Genomic DNA, 23,060 nt, shown 5'->3' with positions numbered 1-23,060 from the left:
GAGAAACAGCTGTGGGGCGGCCCGCACTCGCGGACCGCCCCAGCAGACGTGAAGAAAACTCAGAGCGCGGCGATGATCTCCCGCATGAGCTGGGCGGTCTCGCTCGGCGTCTTGCCGACCTTGACGCCGGCGGCCTCGAGGGCCTCCTTCTTGGCGGCCGCGGTGCCGGCCGAGCCGGACACGATCGCGCCCGCGTGGCCCATGGTCTTGCCCTCGGGCGCGGTGAAGCCGGCCACGTAGCCGACGACCGGCTTGGTGACGTGCTCCTTGATGTAGGCCGCGGCCCGCTCCTCAGCGTCGCCGCCGATCTCGCCGATCATCACGATCGCCGCGGTCTCGGGGTCGTTCTGGAACGCCTCGAGCGCGTCGATGTGGGTGGTGCCGATGATCGGGTCGCCGCCGATGCCGACCGCGCTGGAGAAGCCGATCTCCCGCAGCTCGTACATCATCTGGTAGGTCAGCGTGCCCGACTTGGACACCAGGCCGATCTTGCCCGGGCCGGCGATGTTGGCCGGGATGATGCCCGCGTTGGACTTGCCGGGGCTGATCACGCCGGGGCAGTTCGGGCCGATGATGCGGGTCTTGTTGCCGGTGGCCACGGCGTGCGCCCAGAAGGCGGCGCTGTCGTGCACCGGGATGCCCTCGGTGATCACCACGGCCAGGCCGATGCCGGCGTCGATGGCCTCGATCACGGCGGCCTTGCTGAAGGCCGGCGGCACGAACACGACGGTGACGTCGGCGCCGGTGGCCTCGATGGCCTCCGCGACGGTGCCGAACACCGGCACCACCTGGCCGTCGAAGTCGACCTTCTCGCCGGCCTTGCGCGGGTTCACGCCGCCGACGATGTTGGTGCCCGAGGCGAGCATGCGCTTGGTGTGCTTCATGCCCTCGGAGCCGGTCATGCCCTGGACGATGACCTTGCTGTCCGCGGTGAGGAAGATAGCCACCGGTCACACCCCCGCAGCTGCGAGCTCGGCGGCCTTGTCGGCCGCGTTGTCCATCGTGTCCACCAGGGTCACCAGCGGGTGGTTCGCCTCGGCGAGGATGCGACGACCCTCGTCCACGTTGTTGCCGTCCAGGCGGACGACCAGCGGCTTGGTGGCCTCGTCGCCGAGGATCTCCAGCGCCTTCACGATGCCGTTGGCCACCGCGTCGCACGCGGTGATGCCGCCGAAGACGTTCACGAAGACCGACCGCACGTCCGGGTCGCCGAGGATGATCTCCAGGCCGTTGGCCATGACCTCGGCCGACGCGCCGCCGCCGATGTCCAGGAAGTTGGCCGGCTTGACGCCCTTGTGCTTCTCGCCGGCGTAGGCGACGACGTCCAGGGTGGACATGACCAGACCGGCGCCGTTGCCGATGATGCCGACCTGGCCGTCCAGCTTCACGTAGTTGAGGTGCTTGGCCTTGGCCTTGGCCTCCAGCGGGTCCTCGGCCTCGTGGTCGACCAGCTCGGCGTGGGTGCCGTGGCGGAACCCGGCGTTCTCGTCGAGGGTGACCTTGCCGTCGAGGGCGACGATCTTGCCCTCGGGGTCGCGCACCAGCGGGTTGACCTCGACCAGCGTGGCGTCCTCACCGACGAAGGTCGCCCACAGCTGCACCAGCACGTCGGCCACCTGGTCGGCGACCTCGGCCGGGAACTTGCCGGCGGCGACGATCTCCTCGGCCTTGGCCTTGTCGACACCCTTGATGGCGTCCACCGGGATCTTGGCCAGCGCCTCGGGGCGCTCCACGGCCAGCTGCTCGATCTCCATGCCGCCCTCGGCGGAGGCCATCGCCAGGAAGGTGCGGTTGGCCCGGTCGAGCAGGAAGGAGACGTAGTACTCCTCGGCGATGTCCGAGGCGGGGGTCACCAGCACCTTGCGGGTGATGTGGCCCTTGATGTCCAGCCCGAGGATGGCCTCGGCCTTGGCCTGCGCGTCGTCGGGGTTGTCGGCCAGCTTGACGCCGCCGGCCTTGCCCCGGCCGCCGGTCTTGACCTGCGCCTTGACGACGACGGTCTGGCCGAGCTGCTCGGCGATGGCGCGGGCTTCCGCGGGGGTGGCGGCCACGGAGCCCGGCAGCACCGGTACTCCGTGGGCGGCGAAGAGGTCCTTCGCCTGGTACTCGTACAGGTCCACTCGGGTCTCCTGCGACGTCGGTGTCGGACACGGCCGCGCGCGAGGTCAATGGGGCGATCATCACCCGAGGAAACCACTGGACAACGGCCGTGTCCGACCCTATCGGCCTGCGGAACGACCCGCGCACGGGGGAGCGGTGAGGTGCCTTACAACCGCCGTGAGGTCGATCACGACTGGCGTAATCACTAAACCTGCGAATCCCGCTCGCCGGCCGACGATTCACTCTTTCCGGACACCGCCAGCACGCCGCCGACGAGAAGCACGACGGCGCAGCCGACGGCCAGCCAGGTGCCGAGGGCCGGCCCGGCGCCGGTGACGCGGCCGCCGGTGAACACGAACTCCAGCGCCCGCACGACGGCCAGCCCGGCCGCGCCGAACAGCAGGGCCGCCCCACGGGACGGCCGGGAGCGTGCGGCGAGCGCGGCGGCGACGATCACCGCGAGCAGCGCGACGACGGAGCCGGTGGAACCGATCCGGAACGTCCACAGGCCGGTGGACTCGTAGCCCGGGCCGGCGACCGCCGGGAAGCCGAACGCGCCGACGGCCAGCAGCCCGGCCAGGCCGGCGACCCAGCCGAGGACCGGCCGGACCGCCAGCTCGGACAGGTCGACGTCCTCGCGCTCCAGGGCGCCGGCCAGAGTCGCGATGATGACGGCGACCAGCGCCAACAGCACGGCCAGCGCACCGAACCAGACGCCGGCGCCGGGCGTCGCCTTGCTCGTGATCACGCCGGTCGCGGACAGCACGGTGTCGAAGCCGCTGGCCACGGTGAGCGCGATGCCGGCGCAGGCGACCACGAACGCGGGCCGCACCCGCGCCGCCCAGGCCGGCACCAGCAGACCGACGGCGAGCAGGCCGACCAGCACGCTGGCCGGCGTCAGCAGGCGGATGGCGTAGTTCTCGGGCACGGCCGCGCCGTCCGGCACGGACAGCAGCGGCAGCGCCACCGCGACGAGCCCGGCCACGGCCGCGAGCAGGCCGACGATGCCGGCCCCCAGATGCAGGTTGCCCCGCCCCGGCAGGTCGACGTCCTGGTCCAGGTTCCGCTCCTGCCGGCCGAGCGAGACGAACGCGAACGGCACCAGCAGCGCGACGCCGACCAGGGTGATCCACGGCCCGGCCGACGGGTGCAACTCCGGGAGGACGAGGCCGGCGACGGCCGGCGGCAACTCGACCACCAGCGCCGCCAGCCCAACGCCGACGATGCCGCCGCGGACCGTGTCGGAGTCGCCGGCGCTGGCCGCGACGGCCGCGCCGACCGGCATCACCAGGGCCACCAGCAGGCCGCCGATCAGGGCCAGGGCCGGCGCGTCGAACACGCCGTCGGCCGGCAGCAGCGGGTTGCTGGACGAGAACGGGGCCATCACCAGGCCGATCGCCACCAGCAGGCCAAGCCCGGCAGCGCCGACGACCAGGCCGCGGCGCGGCTCCTCGTCGGCGGCCTGGCCGCGGTCGCGGGCCAGCACGCCGGCCACCACCGTGACGACAAAACCCAGGATGAGCAGCCACAACCCAACGGTCGGGCTCGGCGGCACGGTGCCGGACACGGCGACGAGGTCGGGCCGGGAAACCCGGCCGGCGTCCACGGCCAGCTGCACGGCGTCGATGACGCGGCCCACGGAGACGGCGGCGAACACCATCAGCAGCGCGCCGGCGGCAGCCGGCCGGCGGCTGCCGACAAAAATCGCGGCGGCGATCGGCGGCAGCACCGCGAGCACGGCCGCCAGCGGCCAGGAGGTGTAGCCGGCGGGGGCGTCCACCACGCCGAGAATCAGGCCGACGACCTGGAGAACAGCGCCGACCGCGGCGACAGCGATCGCTGGCCGCAGGCCCGTGTCCAGCGGCTCCAGCTCCGGTTCCGGCTCATAACCACGCGCGGCCCGCCGATCGGCGAGACGTGGGTGTGGGGACCTCGGCCGCTCACTCACGGGGGCGACCGTACAACACCGCACGGACGGGCAGTGTGCAGCGAGGAGATGACTAATCGTGAACTGGTATGTATCGCGAAAGTTGCACAGTTAATTTACCGTCACACTTATGGGTCACGGTGTGCTCGGTCGACTGGCCAGCACCCTACGGGGTGTTGCCGTCGAATCGGCATGGCTGGCCGCGCACGCCGCACTCTACCCCTGGGGCGCGACCGCGGAACGCCTCCACCCGGACGGGCCCTACGTCCACTACCGGACCGACGCCATGTCCCCGCGGGCCCGTGGACTGCTGGTTTCGGCGATGGACGCGGCGGGTACTCCGATCCTGCTGCTGCACGGAATAGGTGACAACCGGTCCGTGTTCACGGTTTTGGGAGCCGCGCTGCGCCGACGGGGATTCGGGGTGGTGCACGCGGTGAATTACAGCGTGCTGACCGCCGTGACCGGGGATGTGCGGACGGCCGCGTCGATGTTCGGGGAGCAGGTCGAGCAGGTCTGCGAGCTGACCGGGTCGGACCGGGTGCACGTGGTGGGGCACTCGCTCGGCGGCCTGATCGCCCGCTACTACGTGCAGCGGCGCGGCGGCGACGAGCGGATCCACACGCTGGTCACGCTGGGCACGCCGCATCGGGGCACGGTGGCGGCGTACCTGCTGCCGACCGGGCTGGCGCGCCAGCTGCGACCGGGGTCGCAACTGCTGGCCGAGCTGGACGAGCCGGCCCCGGGCTGCCGGACCCGGTTCGTGTCGGTGTGGACGCCGGCCGACCAGATCGTGCTGCCCCAGTCCAACGCCCGGCTCAGCCACCCGGACCTGGACATCGAGGAGCACTGCCTGCGTGATGTCGGTCACTGGGCCCTGCCCGTGGACTCGCGCGCGTCACGCCTGGTCGCCGACTGCCTCGTTCGTGTGCACGACCGTCCGTCCGAACGGGCTACCAGCGGGTACAAGCCTCTCCGCACATTGCCGTACACGCACAGTGATAGCGCCTCGTCCGAGCTTTCCAGTTGAGACCCGTTCGAGCGAGGGCCCGCGCCAGGGCTTGCCCCTAGGGGATCGACTTCGTTACCTTCTCGCGGTCCGTTGTCACGGTCTGATCACGTACGCGACACGCGGCCGCCACCCCGAATGCGGCCGTCCGGGAACCCCCGCCCGGCTCGCCGCGTGACCGGGCTCCCCGAGGCGGAAGGGCAGGCTTTGACGCAGTACCGCTCCCCCGGCGGCTCGAAACGCTCCACCACGCCGACCCCGAGGCGTGTCGAGCACAACGAGGTCCCCCGGGTGCCGACCCCGCGCACCCGCGGCTCCCACCGGCTCCCCGCTCCCCCCGCCGCGCTCCGCGGCCGAGTCGCTGTCGCCGCCGTCGCGCTCGGCGCGTTCACGGCGGCCGCCTATGGCGGCACCCTCACCCCCTCGCACACCACCGACGGTGTCCGGCCGCTGGCCGACACCCGCGACGCCAGCGCCGCGTTCGGCATCGGCGGCGACGCCGTCGGCGCGCCCGAGGTGCTGCCCATCGAGCGGGGCGGCACCGACGCCGCCAGCGAGGCCCAGAAGCTCACCGCCAGCGAGAAGGTCACCTCGGACCTGGCCGCCGCCGCGGCCGCCAAGTACGCCGAGGAGCACCGCCCGCTGTTCGTGAAGCCCGCCGAGGGCACCTTCACCTCCGGCTTCGGCGGCCGCTGGGGCGCGTTCCACTACGGCATCGACATCGCCAACGTGATGGACACCGCCATCGTCGCCGCCGCCGACGGCGTGGTCATCGACGCCGGCCCGGCCAGCGGCTTCGGCCTGTGGGTGCGGGTCCGGCTGGCCGACGGCACCATCAACGTGTACGGCCACATGGACACCTTCTCCGTGCACGTCGGCCAGCACGTGCAGGCCGGCGAGCAGATCGCCAGGATGGGCGACCGCGGCGAGTCCACCGGCGTGCACCTGCACTTCGAGGTCTGGGACCCGAGCGGCAAGAAGATCAACCCCGTCCCGTGGCTGAACGCCCGCGGTATCACGCTGTGACATGCCGCGCGGGGCGAGGTCGCGGCTCTCCTTCGTTCGCGGTCAGGAGATGACCAGACCAACGGCGAGCCCCACGATCACCGCGCTGGAGGCCAGGGCGGTGACCAGGCGGCCCCGCGGACCGGTCAGCAGCCGGCCCAGCAGCGCGCCGCCGGCGGCCAGCAGGAGTTGCCAGCTGGCCGAGGCGGCGAAGGCGGCCAGCACGAACACGGCGCCGTCGCCGGTGGTCGGGCCGCCGAGCACGAGCGCGGTGAAGTAGATCAGCGTCATCGGGTTGAGCATCGTGATGCCCAGCAGGACGGCGTAGGCCCGGAACGGGTCAGCCAGGTCTCGGTCCACGGTGGCCGGTCGGCGGTAGCTGCTGAACGCCTTCAGAGCTCCACGGACGGCCAGCGTGACCAGGACCGCGGCGGAGACCCAGCGCAGCGGGCCGGTGACGGGCTGGATCAGCGGAGCCAGCACGGAGCCGCCCAGCGTGGAGATCAGGGCGTAGAGGCCGTCGGCGGTGGCGACGCCCAAGGCGGCCGCGACGCCGATGCGCAGCGAGGTTCGGGCGGTGAGGGCCAGCAGATAAGCGCCGACCGCGCCAACCGGGATGGCGATGCCATAGCCGGCGACGAGCCCGGCGACCAGCGCCGCGCTCACGTGCGGGGCGGAGTCGATCCTCCCGGACAGCAGCGCTGCTGCTGGCCCCGCCCCGCGGTGGCGGAGGGGCACATCGACAGCGTGGCGAGAGTGGTCATGGCCCTATTGTCAGCGGACATGGCAAACGGATTTGACCCTCACGCGACGTGAGGCCGCACAGTGGTGCCATGAGCGAGCACACAGTCAGCGCGGCGGCCGAACTGGCCGGGGTGTCGGTGCGGACCCTGCACCACTACGACCAGATCGGCCTGGTCCGCCCGAACAGCCGCAGCCCGGCCGGCTATCGGCTCTACTCCGACGAGGACCTGCGCCTGTTGCACCGGGTGGTGTTCTACCGGGAGTTGGGCCTGGATCTCGCGGAAATCGGTGACATAGTGGCGGATCCGGACCACACGGACGCCGATCACCTGCACCGGCAACGAGAACTGCTCACCGAGCGGATCGCCCGGTTCACCGCGATGCTGGCGGTGATCGACGAGGAGTTGGCGGCCCGCAAGGCCGGCATCGGACTCACTCCGCAGCAGCGGCGAGAAGTGTTCGGGGACAACAACTTCGTCGCCCACGCCGAGGACGCACGCCAGACTTGGGGCGACACCAAGGAATTCACCCAACGCCAGGAACGCACCGCCCGATACACCCAACAGGACTGGGAAAAGCTCCGCGCCGAGCTGGCGGAGATCAACCGGGGGCTGGCCGAGGCGATGCTCGCCGGCGTCCCGGCGACCGACCCGGTGGCGATGGATCTGGCCGAGCAGCACCGAAAGCACACCGACCGCTGGTTCCACGACTGCGACCACGCCACCCACCGCGGCCTCGCCGAGCACTACCGCGTCAACGACCGCCGTGGCAAGAACTACGACGACATGATGCCTGGCCTGTCCCAGTACGTGCACGACGCCATCGTGGCCAACGCCGATCGATCCACAGTGGACACTACCCGGAGTTTGAGCGTCTCCAAGAACCACAAACCCACCCTTGGAGGGTCTTCAACCACCCCAAACCCGGCGGAGGTTTGAGTCGGTTGAAGACCTCCACAGCGGGGTTTGTAGGTCTTGGAGACACACAAACTGTTAGCTGGCCTCGGCCTTGGCGGCGGCCAAGCCTTGCAGGCCTTGGTCGACGGCGTGCCGGTGCCCGATACGACGGGCGATCGCCACCGCGTCGGCGAAGGAGCCGACGGACTCGTCGTGCCGGCCCAACGCCAACAGCGTGCCGCCGAGGTTCTGCAGCACGCTGTTCTGCGCGTACAGGTCCCCGAGCTGGCGGAAGATCGTCAGCGCCGAGCGGCAGCAGTCCAGGGCGTGCTGGAGCTCGCCCAGTTCCAGGTAGGTCTCGCCCAGCCCGCGCAGCAGATCGCCCTCGTGCCAACGACTTCCGGCGATGCGGGCCAGCCCCAGGGCCTTGCGGTAGTGGGCCAGCGCGTCGCCTACCAGGCCGCTGGCCCGGTGGGCCTCGGCCAGGTTGGACAGGGTGCTCATCTCCCGGTGCGTGTCCTGCGCCCCGTACTCGACGGCTGGCATCCGCTTGACCGCGGCCAGCGCGTCGGCGTGCCGGCCGAGGTGCGCGCTGGAGGCGGCGATGCAGCTCTGGGCCAGGGCCTCGCCGATGGGGTCCCGCAGGGCCCGCGCGGCGGCGGCCGACAGCCGGGAATAGGTGATGAGCTGCTCGAAGTCCCGACGCAGCCGGTGGTACTCCCACACCACCACGCCCAGCCGCCACGCGGCCAGGTGCCGGCCGGTGTCGCCGGCCAGCCGGTCCAGCGCCGCGAGGTTCTCGTTCTCGGCGTCGAACCACTGCAACGCCTGGAGATAGCCGCCGAACGGCAGCGGCGCGCACTCGCGGGGCGGGTCGCCGATGGGCATGTCGTTGGCCTGCCCGCGCAGCCCGTTGTCGGCGTTGCTGGCGGTGTAGAGGTACCAGTCGACCATGCGCTGCACGGCCAGCGTCCGGTCCCGCTCGTCCTCGCCCGCCTCGACCTCCTCGGCGGCGTACACCCGCAGCAGGTCGTGCAGCCGGTACCGGTCGCGGTCCACCTCGCCGAGCAGGTGCCGGTCGGTCAGGTCGGTGAGCAGCCGCCGGGTCATCGGCACCGGCAGGCCGGTCAGCGCGGCGGCGGCGGTCGTGCTGAACTCCGCGCCGGGATGCAGCCCCAGCAGCCGGAACGCGCGGGCGGAATCGGGCTTGAGCGCGTGGTAGGACCACGAGAACACGGCCCGGACCGCGGTCGACTCGTCGTCGTCGGGGGCGAGCACGTCCAGCCGGTCCCGCTCGTTGGACAGGTCGCCGGCCAGGTCGGACATCATCAGGTGCGGGTGGGTGGCCGCCCGGTCGCCGGCGATGCGCAGCGCCAGCGGCAGGTGCCCGCACAGCCGGACCAGCTCGGTGACGGCCTGCGGCTCGGCCTCGACCCGCTTGTCGCCGAGCATGCCGGCCATCAGCCGCACCGAGTCGTCGGTGCTGAGCACGTCCAGGGTGATCCGGCGGGCCCCGTCCCGGGCCACCAGCCCGCTCAGCCGGTTGCGGCTGGTCACGATCACCGCGCAGGACGGTGAGCCGGGCAGCAGCGGCCGCACCTGGTCGGTGCTGGCCGCGTTGTCCAATACGACCAGAATGCGCTTTCCGGCCACCATGCTGCGGTACATGCCGGCCTGGTCGTCGAGGTCGGCCGGCACCTGGCGGGCCGGCACGCCCAGCCCACGCAACAGCGAGCCCAGCGCGTCCACCGGCATCAGCGGCGGCAGCTTGGGGTCGAAGCCACGCAGGTTGACGTAGAGCTGCCCGTCCGGGAAGCGGTCGGTGATGCGGTGCGCGTAGTGCACGGCCAGCGCGGTCTTGCCGATGCCGCCGGCACCGTCGATGGCCGAGATCAGCACCGAGTTGGACGTCTCGTCCAGGAACCGGTCCAGCTCGGCGATCTCGGCCGCACGGCCGGTGAAGCCGGGCACGTCGTGCGGCAGCTGCGCGGGCACCGGGCCGCCGGCCGGCTCGGCGGCCGGGCGGGCCGGCTGCGGCGCGGCCAGCTCCGGGTCGTTGCGCAGGATCTTGCCGTGCAGCCGGCGCAGCTCCGGGGATGGCTCGATGGCCAACTCCTCGGCCAGCACCCGGCGGGCCTCCTGGTAGGCCTCCAGCGCGTCGGCCTGCCGGCCGCAGCGGTAGAGGGTGACCATCAGCAGCCCGCGCAGCCGCTCCCACAGCGGGTGCTCGCGGACCAGCGCGGGCAGCTCGGCGGCCAGGTCGTGGTGCCGGCCCAGCTCCAGCATCAGGCTGGCCCGCTCCTCGATCACCAGCAGCCGCAACTCGGCCAGGCGCGGCCGCTCCTGCTCGACGTACGGGCAGGACAGGCCGTCGAAGGGGGTGCCGCGGAACAGGGCCAGCGCCGCGTCCAGCTCGGCGGCGGCCTGCTCGCGCCGACCCTCGCCGCGCAGCAGCCGGGACCGCTCGCGATGGGTGTTGAGCCGGTTGACGTCCAGGTCCTCGGGCTCCATCCGGAGCAGGTAGCCCGGGCCGGCGTTGACCAGCATCGTGGACGGCGCCCGATGCGTCCGGTTCGGCTCCAGGGCGCGGCGCAGACCCGCCACATAGGTGTGCACGCTGCCCTCGGCGCTGGCCGGGGCCGCCTCACCCCACAGCGCCGTGATCAGCTCCGACCGGGCGACCATCCGGTTGGGGCTGAGAGCGAGCAGGCCGAACAGCGCCCGCTGCATCGGCGCGCCCAGCTCCAACTCGCGGTCCCCCGCCCAGCCCCGCACCGGGCCCAGCAGGGCGACCCGGAGAACAGCGCCGCGGACACCGTCGTCGGACATCCAGCTTCCTCCCCAGCCCGGCCGGACTCGTGGTCTGGCCGGGGTCGTACCCCCGCCCGCCATTCTTCCTGGTACATGCACAAGAGGGAACAAGGGCGGCACGTCAAGATGTGATTTGGTCCACATTTGTCGTCTGACAGGTCCACAGCAGCAGGCCGTTGCGGCGGACGGTCAACTGGTAGGCGGCCAGCCGCGAGCCGACCGCGTACGCCTCGACCTGCGGGGCGGGCTCGCCCGCGGCGGCCAGCGACTGCTGGGTCCGGGCGGTCACCGCGACCACGTCCACCTGCTCGCCGGCCTGCACCAGATAGACCCGCTTGGGGGCCGGCCAGGGCGAGCCGTCCAGCGGCATCCGCCAGGCCCGCCAGATGCCGTGCACGCCGGGATAGCCGGCCACGGCGGCGACCGCGGCCTCGTCCGTCCGGTCGTCGCCGGACCAGCCGCCGTCCACGAAGGTGAACGGCAGCGCCGGCGGCCAGCGCGCCGGCTCCACGCCACGGACTGCGACAGGATCGTGACCGCCCGTCACCAGTGCGTCGACCAACGTGCGGTGGTGCTGCGCAGTCACCGGAACGTGTAGATGGACAACGGCGAAGGAGACGGCCCGGGCCACGTCCAGGAAGCGGCCCTCGGCCAGCCAGAACCGGGCGGCGGTGAGCAGCTCGTCGGACAGATGGCCGGCACAGGCGGCGAGAACATCGGCCAGTTCGGGCAGTCGTGCCCGTTCGGCGGTGGTCCGGGAGACACTGGCGGCGGCATCCTCGACGACCAACAGGCTCCTCCTGCTCGCGCGGGGGACTGCCGGCAGCCTACTTGAGACGGTCCCCCGTCAACCAGGAACGTCAAGGGCCAACAGACCGAGAATGTGCCCGATCGTGGCGTCTGGATGCCCTTTTCTCCCTTGAGCCAGTAGTCCGTTCGAGTGGACTTCGACAAAACCGCTGGTCAGGACTTTCTCTACGACATGGAGGCGTCGTGAAGATCCTCTGAAGAAGGTCGTTGCAGAGTGTGTTCCTGGGGGTACACAGCGAGGAGGACACCATGGACAGAGTGTGGGTAGCCGTCCACGCGGGCGATCCGATCACCCTGGCCGGCGCGATCAGCTGCCTGCGGGCGCGGGCTGAGCTCCAGGTGGTGCCGGAACGCAGACTGTCCGAGGCCCAGGTGTTCGTGGTGTGCGCGGACGCGGTCAACGCTGATGTGATGGGGTTGCTGCGGCGCACCGCCGAGGCGACGCCGGTGAAGATCGTGCTGGTCACCGACCGGTTCCACGACGCGGATCTGCTCGCGGCGGTGGAGTGCGGCGTGGTCGCGGTGCTGCCCAAGGCGGCGGCCAGCGGCGAGCGCCTGGTGCACGCGGTGCTGGCGGCGAAGCGGGGTATGGGGGACATGCCGCCCACGCTGCTGGGTTCGCTGCTCGCGCAGGTGGAGCGGCTGCACAAGGAGGTGCTGCGGCCCAACGGCCTCACCGCCTCCGGCCTGGCGCCGCGGGAGATCGACGTGCTGCGGCTGATGGCCGAGGGCTGGGACACCGCCCAGATCGCCACCAAGCTCTCCTACTCGGAGCGCACCGTGAAGAACGTGGTCTACGCGGTGATGAACCGGCTGGGCCTGCGCAACCGCCCGCACGCGGTCGCGTACGCCATGCGGTCGGGTGTGATCTGAAGGGGTAAGACTCTGGAATCTTGACCGTGGCGGCCACTAGCTCATACCGTGGCCGCCACAAGTACATTCTCGCTGTTCAGACCGAGCGGGAGAGACCTGTCGATGTCGGGCAGGCGCCGAAGGAGCAAATCCTCCCCGGAATCTCTCAGGCCCCCCTACCGCTCGGGACAGGCGACTCTGAAAAGCAGGCGTGCCCATCGCGCCTCGCCCAAGGGGAAAGCCGGCTCGCCCGGTGAAACTCTCAGGCCCATGACAGAGGGGGAGGCTCACTCCACCACACGAGGGGTCTCCTGATGGGCACCGACACACGCCGTACGCCGCTGCACGACGTGCACGAGCGACTCGGCGCCAAGTTCACCGACTTCGCCGGCTGGCAGATGCCGCTGCGCTACACCGGTGACGTGGCCGAGCACACCGCCGTGCGCACCGGCGCGGGCCTGTTCGACCTGACGCACATGGGCGAGATCCTGCTGTCCGGGCCGCAGGCCGGCCAGGCCCTGGACTACGCCCTGGTCGGGCACGCCTCGGCGATCGGCGTGGGCCGCGCCCGCTACACCATGATCTGCGCCGACGACGGCGGCATCCTGGACGACCTGATCGTCTACCGCACCGGCGAGCAGGACTACCTGGTGGTGGCCAACGCCAGCAACGCCGCCCTGGTGGCGGGCGAGCTAGTCGACCGGGCCGAGGACTTCGACACCGAGGTGCGCGACGCGTCCACCGAGTACGCGCTGATCGCGGTGCAGGGCCCGCGCGCGGTGTCGCTGCTGGCCCCGCTGACGCCGACCGACCTGGCGACGGTCAAGTACTACGCCTCCTACCCGACCACGGTCGCCGGCCGGCCCGCGCTGCTGGCCCGCACCGGCTACACCGGCGAGGACGGCTTCGAGCTGTTCGTGGCCCCGGACGACGCCGAGGCGGTGTGGACGGCGGTGGCGCAGGCCGGCGAGGTCCTCCCGTGTGGACTGTCGTGCCGCGACACGCTGCGCCTGGAGGCCGGCATGCCGCTGTACGGCAACGAGCTGAGCACTGCCCTGACGCCGTACGCGGCGGGCCTGGGCCGGGTGGTCAAGCTGGACAAGCCCAACGACTTCGTCGGCCGCGCGGCGCTGGCCAAGGCCTCGGCCGAGACGCCCGCGCGCAAGCTGGTCGGCCTGGTCACCGAGAGCCGCCGCGCGCCGCGGCACGGGTACCCGGTGGTGGATCCGGCCGACGGTGCGAGGATCGGCGAGATCACCAGCGGCGCGCCGTCGCCGACGCTGGGCCATCCGGTGGCGATGGCCTACGTCGACGCCGACCGCGCCGTGCCCGGTTCCGCGCTCGCCGTCGACATCCGGGGCACGATCACCCCCGTCGACGTCGTCGAGCTGCCATTCTACCGTCGTTCTTCCTGAGAGGCCTGCGCGCATGAGCACCGTCCCTGACCACCTGAGCTACACGGCCGAGCACGAGTGGGTGTCGGTCTCCGACGGCATCGCCCGTGTCGGCATCACCGAGTACGCCGCCGAGCAGCTCGGCGACATCGTCTACGTCCAGCTGCCGGAGGCCGGCGCCTCGATCACCGGCGGCGAGCCGTGCGGCGAGCTGGAGTCCACCAAGTCGGTCAGTGACCTGTTCGCGCCGGTCACCGGCGAGGTCGTGGACGTCAACCAGGCCGTGGCCGACGACCCGGCCGTGGTCAACAACGACCCGTTCGGCGAGGGCTGGCTGTTCACCGTGCGGCTGGACGGCCCGGCCGACGAGCTGCTGGACTCCGACGAGTACACCGCGCTGATCCAGGAGGGCGAGTGACGCCGGTCGAGCTGACCGCCCCGCTGGCCGAGCTGGACCCGGAGGTCGCCGCGGCGGTCGACGCCGAGCTGGCCCGCCAGCGCGGCACCCTGGAGATGATCGCCAGTGAGAACTTCGCGCCGCTGGCGGTGCTGCAGGCCCAGGGGTCGGTGCTGACCAACAAGTACGCCGAGGGCTATCCGGGCCGGCGCTACTACGGCGGCTGCGAGCACGTGGACGTGATCGAGCAGCTGGCCATCGACCGGGTCAAGGCGCTGTTCGGCGCGGACCACGCCAACGTGCAGCCGCACTCGGGGGCGCAGGCCAACGCGGCGGCCATGATGGCGCTGCTGAACCCGGGCGACACCATCCTGGGGCTGGACCTGGCCCACGGCGGGCACCTGACGCACGGCATGCGGATCAACTTCTCCGGCAAGCTGTACAACGTCGTGGCCTACCACGTCAGTGAGTCCGACTACCACGTGGACATGGCCGAGGTGGCGCGGCTGGCGCAGGAGCACCGGCCGAAGCTGATCATCGCCGGCTGGTCGGCGTACCCGCGGCAGCTGGACTTCGCCGAGTTCCGGCGGATCGCCGACTCGGTGGGCGCGTACCTGATGGTGGACATGGCCCACTTCGCCGGGCTGGTGGCGGCCGGGCTGCACCCGAGTCCGGTGCCGCACGCCCACGTGGTCACCACCACCACGCACAAGACACTGGGCGGCCCGCGCGGCGGCGTGATCCTGTGCGAGCAGGACCTGGCCAAGAAGATCAACTCGGCGGTGTTCCCCGGCCAGCAGGGCGGTCCGCTGGAGCACGTGATCGCAGCCAAGGCGGTGGCGTTCAAGGTGGCGGCCGGCGAGTCGTTCCGGGAGCGGCAGCTGCGCACCCTGACCGGCGCGCGGATCCTGGCCGAGCGGCTGCTGGGCGACGACGTGGTGGCCGCGGGCGCGACCGTGCTCACCGGCGGCACCCAGGTCCACCTGGTGCTGGTCGACCTGCGCAAGTCCGAACTGGACGGGCAACAGGCCGAGGACCGCTTGCACGACATCGGGATCACGGTCAACCGCAACGCGGTGCCGTTCGACCCGCGGCCGCCGATGGTGACCTCGGGCCTGCGCATCGGCACGCCGGCGCTGGCCGCGCGGGGCTTCGACGACGAGGCCTTCCGCGAGGTCGCCGACATCATCGCCAACGCGCTCACGCCGGATTTCGACGCGGCCGCGCTGCGGGCCCGCGTCGTCGCGCTGACCGAGCGTTTCCCGTTGTACCCCAGCATTGCCTGAGCGCCGCCTCAGAGTTTGATGGGAAGGGGGCTTTCCTGGCGTTCAACGCCAGGAAAGCCCCCTTCCTCGCGTTCGGCGGTGCGAATCTTCTTCATCTTTCCTTGTGTGGCAGCGCTTTCAGTTGTGTGGATCGCGTGGTCACTACGATCGAACCGTTCCCCCGGACGGCCCGGTGTGATACGACGAGCGGGTTGACGCCTCGACGAGCGGGAACAACCTGCCACGTTCGACGCGTTGTGCGCTCCGGGACCGGCCGCCCGGGGCGGCCGACCGCAACACTGGTGGCGCGAACTGGAGGCGAGATGCCCGTCCCCCCGACCGACCCCGGCTCGGCCATCAGGGTCGAAGTGCTCGGGCCGGTGCGCGCGTGGCGCGGGGACGTGGAGATCGACCTGGGCGCGCCCCGCCAGCGGGCCGTGCTGGCCGTGCTGGCCAGCAACGCGGGCCGAGCCGTGTCGCGCACCGAGCTGATCGACTCGCTGTGGGGCGAGCACGCGCCGGCCAGCGCCGAGGGCAGCGTGCACACCTACATCGCCGGCCTGCGGCGGGCGCTGGAGCCCGACCGCACCCACCGCGCGCCGTCCCAGGTGCTGGCCAGCGCCGGCTCCGGCTACCTGCTGCGGCTGCCCGAGGACCAGGTCGACCTGACGGCGTTCGAGTCGCACCTGGCCGCTATGCGCCAGACCGGCACCGATCCGCAGTCCGCCCTTGAGCACGTGGACAGCGCCATCGCGTTGTGGCGTGGGGCCCCGCTTTCCGGGATTCCCGGGCCGTTCTCCGAACTGGAGCGCACCCGGCTGGCCGAGCTGTACCTGAGCGCCGTCGAGCACCGAGCCACTCTCATGTTGCAGACCGGCCGAGCCACCGACGTGGTCGCCGAGCTGTCCCGCGTGGTGCACGAGCATCCGCTGCGGGAGAAGCTGCGCGGGCTGCTGATGAGCGGCCTGTACCAGTGTGGGCGGCAGGCCGAGGCCCTAGAGGTGTACGCGGAGACGCGGCGGCTGCTGGCCGCCGAACTCGGCGTCGAGCCCGGGCCGGAGCTGCGCCAGCTGCACGAGCAGATCCTGGCCAACGATCCCGTGCTGGCCGGCCGAGCGCCCGGTCGGGCTCCCGCGCCGACGCCGGCCGGCCGCGTCGTGCCGGCCCAACTTCCCCACGACATCAACACTTTCACCGGCCGCGAGACGGAACTGGCGCTGCTGCGCCAACATCTGGACAACACCGAGCGCGGCGTGCTGATCGCCGCCATCGACGGCATAGCGGGCATCGGCAAGACGGCGCTGGCGGTGCACTTCGCGCACCACATCGCCGAGCGCTTCCCGGACGGCCAGCTGTACGTGAACCTGCGGGGCTTCCATCCCAACCAGTCGCCGCTGTCCTCGGTCGACGCGCTCGGCCAACTGCTGCGCGGGCTCGGTGTGGAGCCGCACCAGGTGCCGTCGGCGGCCGAGGAGCAGGCCAGCATGTACCGCAGCCTGCTCTCCGGAAAGCGCATTCTCGTGGTGCTGGACAACGCCGCGAGCACCGACCAGCTGCGTTCGCTGCTGCCCGGCTCGCACACCTGCATGGTGCTGGTGACCAGTCGCAACCGGCTCGGCGGGCTGGTCGCCCGGGACGGGGCGTACCGGATCACGCTGGGTGTGCTGTCCGCCGGCGAGTCCCGCGAGCTGCTGGTGCGCAGCGTCGGGGCGGAGCGGCTGACCGGCTGCCCGGACGCGCTGGCCACGCTGACCAACCGCTGCGGGCACCTGCCGCTGGCGCTGCGGATCATCGCCGCCAACCTGGCCGCCCGGCCGCACATGACCGTGAACGACCTGGCCGACGCCCTGTGCCACGAGCAGGACCGGCTGGACGTGCTGGCCTCCCCCGACGACGAGACCACCGCCGTGCGGGCGGTGTTCTCGTGGTCGTATCACGCGCTCAAGCCCGAGGCGGCCCGGATTTTCCGGCTGCTGGGCCTGCATCCCGGGCCGGAGATCGGCACCGCGGCCGCCGCCGCGCTGGCCGACGCGCCGCTGGTGGCCACCCGGCGGCTGCTGGACGGCCTGAGCAGCTGTCACCTCGTGGAGGCGATCGGCCGCGACCGGTACCGGCTGCACGACCTGCTCCGGGTGTACGCAGCCGAGCGGGCGCTGGCCGAAGAACCGCCGTCAGAGCAGGCCGCCGCGAACGGCCGGCTGATGTCCTGGTGCCTGCACACCGCGGCCGCCGCCGACCGGGTGCTGATGCCGCAGAACCGGCCCGTGCCGCTGGAGCCGGTGCTCGAACACTGCGAGCCGCTCACCTTCGGCACGTACCACCAGGCCCTGGCCTGGCTGGAGCAGGAGCGGGTCAACCTGGTCGCCGCCTGTCTGGAGGCCGGCCGGCTCGGCGATCACGAGACCGGCTGGAAGCTGCCGACCGCGCTGGTGTACTTCCTGGAGCTGCGGTCGTACTGGGAGGACTGGATCGCCACCCAGCAGGTCGCCGTGAACACCGCGCGGGCGCTGGGCGTGCCCGAGATCGAGGCGCTCGCGCTGCGCAGCCTGGGCAACGCCTACTGGCGGCGCAATCGATACGACGAGGCGCTGGACTGCTTCCAGGAAGGGCTGCGCATCACCCAGCGGCTCGGCGACCAGCAAGGCACCGCCACGCTGCTGTACGACATCGGCGCGGCCAGCCGGCTCGGCGACGAGTCGCTGCGCCACCTGCGGCAGGCCCTGGAGATCTTCAGCGAACTCGGCGACCGGCGGTACGAGGGCATGACCCTGTGCAAGTTGGCCCGGACCCATCGCAACCGGGGCGAGGTCGAGCAGGCCGTCGAGCACCTGCACAAGTCCATGGACATCGTGCACGAGCTCGGTGACCGCCGCTGCGAGGCGTTCGGCCGCCTGGAGCTCGCCAAGATCCACTTCGATCTGGGCAACCACACCGGGGCGCTGGACAACGCCGGCTGGGCCTGCGAGGTGTTCCGCGAACTCGGCGACCGCCACGGCGAGGCCTCCGCCCTGCACGCCTCCGGCACCGTCCTGCGAGCCATCGGCGACCTCTCCCAAGCCCGCGAGACCTTCCTCGCCGCCGCCACCATCTTCACCCAGCTGGGCGATCCGCGAGCGGACGAGATAGCAGCATTGCTGGCGGCCTGACCCCGCGAGTCCCGCTCTCAGACAACCATGTGTCGAGTTCCGGCACTCGACATTCAGTTGCCCCAGAGCGGGACTCGCCGAGAAGTGGGTCTGAACCTGTTGGGGCCCATGAGCGTCGTGGTTGTCGGGCGGTGGCAATCCACCGCCGGTACGACGGCCGGGTGGTGCGACTCCTCCACGCCCCCCACCGTGCTGCCCGGCCCTCGTACCGCCTCGGCGGAAGGACACATCCCCATGACAGTGCTCGACTGGTCGGCGCCGGTGTTGACCGTGGGAGATCCGATCGAGGCGATCGGGATGCGGGCCGGGTTGGGCGCCGAGGTCAACTCGATGCTGTCGATGGCGATGCTGGCCGGGCCGGTGTTGGCCTATCGGGGCACGCCGGAGCGCTGGATCTTCCTGACCGGGCCGGCCACCTCGACCTCGAACGCGGTGCTCGCGGACCTGGTCCGGCTGGGGGTCGGACTGTTTCCGATGGGATCGCTGATCGCCTTGCCCTGCGCGGAAAATCTCGAAACCGCACGGTGGATCAACCGGCCGATGCCGGGGCGGCCGCTGCCGCCGTGGCAGGCGGTGGTGGCGGCGGTGCGCCGTACGTCCTCGGTCAGTTCCGGCTGGCTGTGACGCCGGCGATGATCAGGTCGAGGCCGGCCTGGAAAGTCTTGTCCCGCCAGGCTCTCTGCGCCGGCGCGGCCGGGAAGCCGTCGCGCGCCTGCTCTTCGATGGCGAATCCGTTGACGTAGGCGAAAACCGTGTCCACGGCGACCATCGCGTCGGACTCCGGGATGCCGCCGGCGACGAGACTGTCGATCAGGCGGCGCCAGAGCAGCTGCGCGGTCTCGTCGGCCGGCACCAGGTAGGTGGCCATCAGACGGGCCCCGTCGCGCCGGGTCAGCATGGTGGCCCGGGCGCCCACAGCGGCGTAGCGGAGCAGATCGGCCCAGTTCTCGGGCAGCTCGCCGACGGTGTCGCCGTCGAGGGTCAGCCGGGCGACCATGGCGTTGAGCAGCGAGCGCTTGCTGTCGAAGTGCCGGTAGAGCGCGCCGGGCTGCACGCCGAGCTTCTCGGCCAGCTTGCGCGTGGTCAGCGCGTCCAGGCCCACCTCGTCCAGCAGGTCCAGCGCGGCCGCCAGCACCTCGTCCCGTCGCGATGTCACGGGGCACAGCTTGCCACCCCGAGCGATGTGAACTAAGTTCACGTGAACTTAGTTCACACTGGTTCGAGGGGGACCTGTCATGAAGATTGTGGTCATCGGCGCCGGACTCGGAGGCCTGGCGCTGGCCCAGCGCCTGGTCAAGGCCGACATCGACGTCGACGTGTACGAGCGGGACAGCGCCGTCGAGGCGCGGTTCCAGGGCTACCGCATCGGCTTCGGCGGACCCGGCCTGAAGGCGCTGGAGGGCGCGGTACCGGCTCGCCTGCACCCGCTGCTGGACGCGGTCAGCGGCCTGATCGAACAGCCCGGGCGGCTGGTCGACGCCCAGCTCAGCGTGCTCGGCGAGCAGGGGCAGATCGACAACGAGGGCCGCATGTTCGACCGGAACGTGCTGCGCCATCTACTGATCACCGGCCTCGGCGAGCGGCTGCGCTTCGACCTGAAGCTGGACCGCTACGAGGAACTGGCCGATGGCGCCGTCCGCGCGCACTTCGCCGACGGCAGCACCGTGGACGCCGACGTGCTGGTCGGGGCGGACGGCATGGGTTCCACCGTCCGCCGGCAGCTGCTGCCGCAGATCGGCGTGCACGATCTCCCGGTCTACGGCGCGATCGGCCGCACCGAGCTGGCCGGCTTCGAGCACATCATTCCGGGCTGGAGCACGATGGTCAGCACCAAGAACGTGCAGCTGATGCTGGGTCGGATGAAGTTCCAGCGCCCGCCGGTGGAGGCGGCCGCCGAGCTCGCCCCGGACGTCACACTGCCGGACACCCCGAGCTACATCCGCTGGGTGCTGATGCTGCCGGGCGCACCGAAAACCCTTGACCTGCAGCCGGTTCTGGACCTCATGCACGACTGGCACCCGGACCTCAGGGCGCTGATCGCCCAGGCCGACGTCAACAACAGCGGCGTCTCACCGATCAAGGAGGGCGACCCGATCGAGCCCTGGCCGACCCGCGCCGTCACGCTGCTCGGCGACTCCGGACACCCGGCGCCGCCCGGCGGCCTCGGCGCCAACCTGGCCATGGTCGACGCGGAGCTGTTGGCGGACAAGCTGATCGCCGTCCGCGACGGCCGACGCGAGAAGATCCCGGCGCTGGCCGACTACGAGCGGCAGATGTGCGAGAACGCCAAGATCGGCCGGGAGAGCGCCGCCCAGGCGTTCAAGAACTTCGCCAAGCTACGCGCCGAAGCCTAGCGGCCACTCCAGCGACTGGACGCCGGGATACTCCACTGTGGACATACTCTCCCGGTCCGCGACCGCGCGCTCCAGCCGGCCAAGCGACTGCTCGGCGACGTCGTCCTCGACCAGCAGCAGCCGGGTCTTGCTGGCGTACACGACCCGGAATCTGGTGTCCGGCAGGAAAACCACGCGGTCGACGGCGTCGCCGATGCCGTCCACCTTGCGGCCGTTCACCGACCACACCACGTACTCCACCGGGCCGGGCAGCTCAGTGTCCAATTGGGACGCTGTGTTGAGGAAAGCCTTCTCCGTGAAGACATCCCCGATGTCCAGGGTCTCCTTGCCGTAGCAGAGCACCGCGCCCTCGAACGGGGGCATCCGCCGCAGCCCGGAGACCACGCAGCGGACGAACGGCATGAGCTGCCCCAGTTCGCCGGCGCGCAGGGCCGAGTTGACCATCTGCTCGCTGGCCATCAGGTACATCTGCGCCGCGACGAGATCGGTGACCACCGCCTCCAGCGTGGCGTCCTCGGGGGTGCGCAGGCCGGGGTGCTTGGCGATCAGCCGGAGCACCGCGGCCGCGTGCCCCTCGTAGTTCTCGCCCAGCGTGTGCCGCACCCAGTCCCGCTCGGCCTGGGTGCTGCGCTGGTGCCAGATCGGCTCCGGTTCCGGCTCGGGCTCGGGTTCCGGCTCGGGCACCGGCTCCGGCGCACCCAGATCGACGTCCGGGTCGACCTCCTCGAAGCGCTCCTCATCGACGAAGTGCTCCTCGATGACCGCGGTCGTCTCCTCCGCCGGCGGCTCCTCTTCGCGCGGCACGGCCGACTGCACGAGATGCTGCGGCACGATGGCGGTCGGCCCGTCGTCGGAGTGCTTGCCGTGCGCGAAGTCGTCGTCCTCGGGCTCGACCTCGGGTTCGGGCTCGGGCTCGTCGACCAAGGGCTCCAGCTCGACATCGGTCACCGGCTCCAGCTCGACGTCGGTGTCCTCGATGGTCGGCGGCGGCACGGTCTTGGCCGAGGCCACCACGGCCAGCGGCCGCGGCGACGGGGCCGGCTCGGCCGGCTTGTCCTCCACCAGCTGCGAGGCGTCGCTGAACACGAACCGGACGGCCCGCTGGGTGTCCGGGTCCAGGCGGGAGTACAGCTCCGTGGCCGCCGCGAACAGCTCCGGCGAGGTCGGCAGACCCGGCACGCCGACCGTGATGCGGGCCCACAGCGGGTCCATCGGCAGCGTGCGCACGTTGGTGTCCAGCGGCGGGTCCGCCGGGTCGCGGATCCACAGGCCGCTGTTGACCAGCTCCACCACCGCGCCCTCGCCGAGCTGGTAGACGCCCGGCCGCAGCGCCACCAGGCCGCCGACCGGGGGCCGGTGCTCGATGATGCTGGGCGGCATGGCGTTGGGCGTGGTCCGAGGCCAGTAGCCCAGCTCGGTGGTGAACGGCCGCCAGGACGGCTGTCCCTGCGCGTCGTAGGCGACGACGTCGACACCGTCGGCGCCGAGCACCGGCAGCCCGGAGTAGACGGCGATCCGTTCACCGACCAGGTCGGCGATGATCTGTCCGATCGGCTCGCTGGCGTAGGCCGTGCCCAGCGGCGTGACGCCGTACGGGGCGATCCGCACCTTGGTCCGCGCCGGCATCGGCAGCGCGGTCAGCAGCGCCCGGATCTCCTCCGGCGGCACCGGCCGCTCGTCCGGCCCGCCGAGCACGATGGTCAGCACCTCGGGCCGACACGGCAGTGCGAACACCGGCCGGGCGTGCTCCCGGCTCGGGCCGTCGGTGACCGACGGCATGGCGTGCATCCACAGCCCGGCCGGGATCGGCTCCGCGACACCGACCCGGCCGGAAGCCCACGGCTTGCCCGGGGTCATCGGCTCCCACTCCGGGGCCGGGAACCGGCTGCCCATCGGGTCCGGCGGATGTCCCGGCCGGAAGCGGTACCAGCAGCCGGCGCCGTGCGAGTCGATCACGAAGGCGGAGCCGCCGGGCACCGGCAGCAGCACCCCGTCCGGCGCCACGACCTCGACCTTGAGTTGATCGGCCAGCCACTGTGCGGGGGAGCCCAGGTCGCCGCTGCCGGCCCGGGACACCGCCAGCCGGATCGGTCCGCGCTTGCGCAGCGCGGCCACCAGCGCGGTCCACACCTCGGGGCCGGAGTCAGGCGGGAAGTCGGCGACGACAACGGTGTGGTCGGGGTCGGCCGGCAGGGCGTTGGCCAGCACCCGCGCCGCTTTGCTGGCCCCGTTCGGGGAGCACACGACCAGCGCGTGGCCTACCTGACGGCAGTCGAACTCGATGACCTCGTCCCCCGCATCGGGCCCGTCGCTGATCGGCACACCGTCACACTGCCGCATCCGAAGGAAT

General features: G+C 71.6%; 18 protein-coding genes and 2 riboswitches. Of the genes, 10 read left to right on the top strand and 8 right to left on the bottom strand.

Annotated elements, in window-relative coordinates:
• Window positions 1–59: 59 nt before the first annotated feature.
• From sucD to JJ691_RS42635, 3 genes are all read right to left on the bottom strand, one after another.
• A complete protein-coding gene (gene sucD / locus JJ691_RS42645; RefSeq protein WP_211765109.1) occupies window positions 60–947 on the bottom strand; it encodes a succinate--CoA ligase subunit alpha in 888 nt (295 codons plus the stop codon).
• A gap of 3 nt (window positions 948–950) precedes the next feature.
• Window positions 951–2,120 (bottom strand): ADP-forming succinate--CoA ligase subunit beta, encoded by a 1,170-nt coding sequence (gene sucC, locus JJ691_RS42640; RefSeq protein WP_211765108.1) that lies wholly within the window; start codon window positions 2,118–2,120, stop codon window positions 951–953.
• A 185-nt stretch (window positions 2,121–2,305) separates the two neighbouring features.
• Window positions 2,306–4,048: a hypothetical protein gene (locus JJ691_RS42635; RefSeq protein WP_211765107.1), complete on the bottom strand. Its 1,743-nt coding sequence runs from the start codon at window positions 4,046–4,048 to the stop codon at window positions 2,306–2,308.
• Window positions 4,049–4,157: 109 nt separating this feature from the next.
• Between JJ691_RS42635 and JJ691_RS42630 the strand changes: the two genes are divergently transcribed.
• Entirely contained in the window at window positions 4,158–5,057 is a 900-nt protein-coding gene (locus JJ691_RS42630) for an esterase/lipase family protein (RefSeq protein WP_211765106.1), read from the top strand.
• A gap of 153 nt (window positions 5,058–5,210) precedes the next feature.
• Window positions 5,211–6,062, top strand: coding sequence for a M23 family metallopeptidase (locus tag JJ691_RS42625; RefSeq protein ID WP_249227374.1), 852 nt, complete (start codon window positions 5,211–5,213; stop codon window positions 6,060–6,062).
• A 42-nt stretch (window positions 6,063–6,104) separates the two neighbouring features.
• Here the strand turns inward: JJ691_RS42625 and JJ691_RS42620 are convergent, their stop codons facing one another.
• Window positions 6,105–6,707: a LysE family transporter gene (locus JJ691_RS42620; protein ID WP_211772069.1), complete on the bottom strand. Its 603-nt coding sequence runs from the start codon at window positions 6,705–6,707 to the stop codon at window positions 6,105–6,107.
• 167 nt (window positions 6,708–6,874) lie between these two features.
• On the opposite strand from JJ691_RS42620, the gene JJ691_RS42615 reads away from it, so the two are divergent.
• Entirely contained in the window at window positions 6,875–7,723 is an 849-nt protein-coding gene (locus JJ691_RS42615; protein WP_211765104.1) for a MerR family transcriptional regulator, read from the top strand.
• A gap of 54 nt (window positions 7,724–7,777) precedes the next feature.
• Here the strand turns inward: JJ691_RS42615 and JJ691_RS42610 are convergent, their stop codons facing one another.
• Together JJ691_RS42610 and JJ691_RS42605 are read right to left on the bottom strand one after the other, a co-directional pair.
• On the bottom strand, window positions 7,778–10,510 hold the full coding sequence (locus JJ691_RS42610) for an AfsR/SARP family transcriptional regulator (protein WP_211765103.1): 2,733 nt from the start codon (window positions 10,508–10,510) through the stop codon (window positions 7,778–7,780).
• Between the two features lie 103 nt (window positions 10,511–10,613).
• Window positions 10,614–11,282, bottom strand: coding sequence for a hypothetical protein (locus JJ691_RS42605; protein WP_211765102.1), 669 nt, complete (start codon window positions 11,280–11,282; stop codon window positions 10,614–10,616).
• A gap of 269 nt (window positions 11,283–11,551) precedes the next feature.
• Here JJ691_RS42605 and JJ691_RS42600 point away from each other — a divergent pair, with 269 nt between their 5' ends.
• The 6 genes from JJ691_RS42600 to JJ691_RS42575 all read left to right on the top strand — a co-directional run bounded on the left by JJ691_RS42600 (window position 11,552) and on the right by JJ691_RS42575 (window position 18,980).
• Window positions 11,552–12,175, top strand: coding sequence for a helix-turn-helix transcriptional regulator (locus JJ691_RS42600; protein WP_211765101.1), 624 nt, complete (start codon window positions 11,552–11,554; stop codon window positions 12,173–12,175).
• A gap of 76 nt (window positions 12,176–12,251) precedes the next feature.
• Window positions 12,252–12,346: riboswitch (glycine riboswitch) on the top strand.
• A gap of 1 nt (window position 12,347) precedes the next feature.
• Window positions 12,348–12,438, top strand: a riboswitch (glycine riboswitch).
• Window positions 12,439–12,468: 30 nt separating this feature from the next.
• The gene (gcvT, locus tag JJ691_RS42595) at window positions 12,469–13,569 is read left to right on the top strand and encodes a glycine cleavage system aminomethyltransferase GcvT (RefSeq protein WP_211765100.1); all 1,101 of its coding nucleotides are present in this window, start codon (window positions 12,469–12,471) and stop codon (window positions 13,567–13,569) included.
• Between the two features lie 13 nt (window positions 13,570–13,582).
• Window positions 13,583–13,966 carry a glycine cleavage system protein GcvH gene (gene gcvH / locus JJ691_RS42590; RefSeq protein ID WP_211765099.1) on the top strand — a complete coding sequence of 128 codons (384 nt, stop codon included), beginning with the start codon at window positions 13,583–13,585 and terminating at the stop codon, window positions 13,964–13,966.
• A complete protein-coding gene (gene glyA, locus JJ691_RS42585) occupies window positions 13,963–15,231 on the top strand; it encodes a serine hydroxymethyltransferase (RefSeq protein ID WP_305874429.1) in 1,269 nt (422 codons plus the stop codon). Before gcvH ends, glyA begins: the two co-directional genes overlap by 4 nt.
• A gap of 302 nt (window positions 15,232–15,533) precedes the next feature.
• The gene (locus JJ691_RS42580; RefSeq protein ID WP_211765098.1) at window positions 15,534–18,356 is read left to right on the top strand and encodes an AfsR/SARP family transcriptional regulator; all 2,823 of its coding nucleotides are present in this window, start codon (window positions 15,534–15,536) and stop codon (window positions 18,354–18,356) included.
• Between the two features lie 234 nt (window positions 18,357–18,590).
• Window positions 18,591–18,980 (top strand): hypothetical protein, encoded by a 390-nt coding sequence (locus JJ691_RS42575; RefSeq protein WP_211765097.1) that lies wholly within the window; start codon window positions 18,591–18,593, stop codon window positions 18,978–18,980.
• Here JJ691_RS42575 and JJ691_RS42570 read toward each other — a convergent pair.
• On the bottom strand, window positions 18,961–19,512 hold the full coding sequence (locus JJ691_RS42570) for a TetR family transcriptional regulator (protein ID WP_211765096.1): 552 nt from the start codon (window positions 19,510–19,512) through the stop codon (window positions 18,961–18,963). The two genes, JJ691_RS42575 and JJ691_RS42570, sit on opposite strands and share 20 nt — an antisense overlap.
• A gap of 79 nt (window positions 19,513–19,591) precedes the next feature.
• Here JJ691_RS42570 and JJ691_RS42565 point away from each other — a divergent pair, with 79 nt between their 5' ends.
• Entirely contained in the window at window positions 19,592–20,710 is a 1,119-nt protein-coding gene (locus JJ691_RS42565; RefSeq protein ID WP_249227373.1) for an FAD-dependent oxidoreductase, read from the top strand.
• Here JJ691_RS42565 and JJ691_RS42560 read toward each other — a convergent pair.
• Window positions 20,693–23,050, bottom strand: a complete 2,358-nt coding sequence (locus tag JJ691_RS42560; RefSeq protein ID WP_211765095.1) for a hypothetical protein — start codon at window positions 23,048–23,050, stop codon at window positions 20,693–20,695. The two genes, JJ691_RS42565 and JJ691_RS42560, sit on opposite strands and share 18 nt — an antisense overlap.
• Between the last annotated feature and the right edge of the window lie 10 nt (window positions 23,051–23,060).

The sequence above is a fragment of the Kutzneria sp. CA-103260 genome (genome assembly GCF_018263855.1).
GTDB lineage: Bacteria > Actinomycetota > Actinomycetes > Mycobacteriales > Pseudonocardiaceae > Kutzneria.
Note: the sequence above shows the minus strand (reverse complement) of the source record. Positions and strands in the feature narration are given on the sequence as shown.

What these genes read in the sequence shown, in the direction of transcription:
- JJ691_RS42630 (WP_211765106.1), top strand. Translation starts at nt 4,158, where the DNA reads ATGGGTCACGGTGTGCTCGGTCGACTGGCCAGCACCCTACGGGGTGTT.
- JJ691_RS42615 (WP_211765104.1), top strand. Translation starts at nt 6,875, where the DNA reads ATGAGCGAGCACACAGTCAGCGCGGCGGCCGAACTGGCCGGGGTGTCG.
- JJ691_RS42610 (WP_211765103.1), bottom strand. Translation starts at nt 10,510, where the DNA reads ATGTCCGACGACGGTGTCCGCGGCGCTGTTCTCCGGGTCGCCCTGCTG.
- JJ691_RS42600 (WP_211765101.1), top strand. Translation starts at nt 11,552, where the DNA reads ATGGACAGAGTGTGGGTAGCCGTCCACGCGGGCGATCCGATCACCCTG.
- gcvT (WP_211765100.1), top strand. Translation starts at nt 12,469, where the DNA reads ATGGGCACCGACACACGCCGTACGCCGCTGCACGACGTGCACGAGCGA.
- gcvH (WP_211765099.1), top strand. Translation starts at nt 13,583, where the DNA reads ATGAGCACCGTCCCTGACCACCTGAGCTACACGGCCGAGCACGAGTGG.
- JJ691_RS42580 (WP_211765098.1), top strand. Translation starts at nt 15,534, where the DNA reads ATGCCCGTCCCCCCGACCGACCCCGGCTCGGCCATCAGGGTCGAAGTG.
- JJ691_RS42575 (WP_211765097.1), top strand. Translation starts at nt 18,591, where the DNA reads ATGACAGTGCTCGACTGGTCGGCGCCGGTGTTGACCGTGGGAGATCCG.
- JJ691_RS42565 (WP_249227373.1), top strand. Translation starts at nt 19,592, where the DNA reads ATGAAGATTGTGGTCATCGGCGCCGGACTCGGAGGCCTGGCGCTGGCC.
- JJ691_RS42560 (WP_211765095.1), bottom strand. Translation starts at nt 23,050, where the DNA reads ATGCGGCAGTGTGACGGTGTGCCGATCAGCGACGGGCCCGATGCGGGG.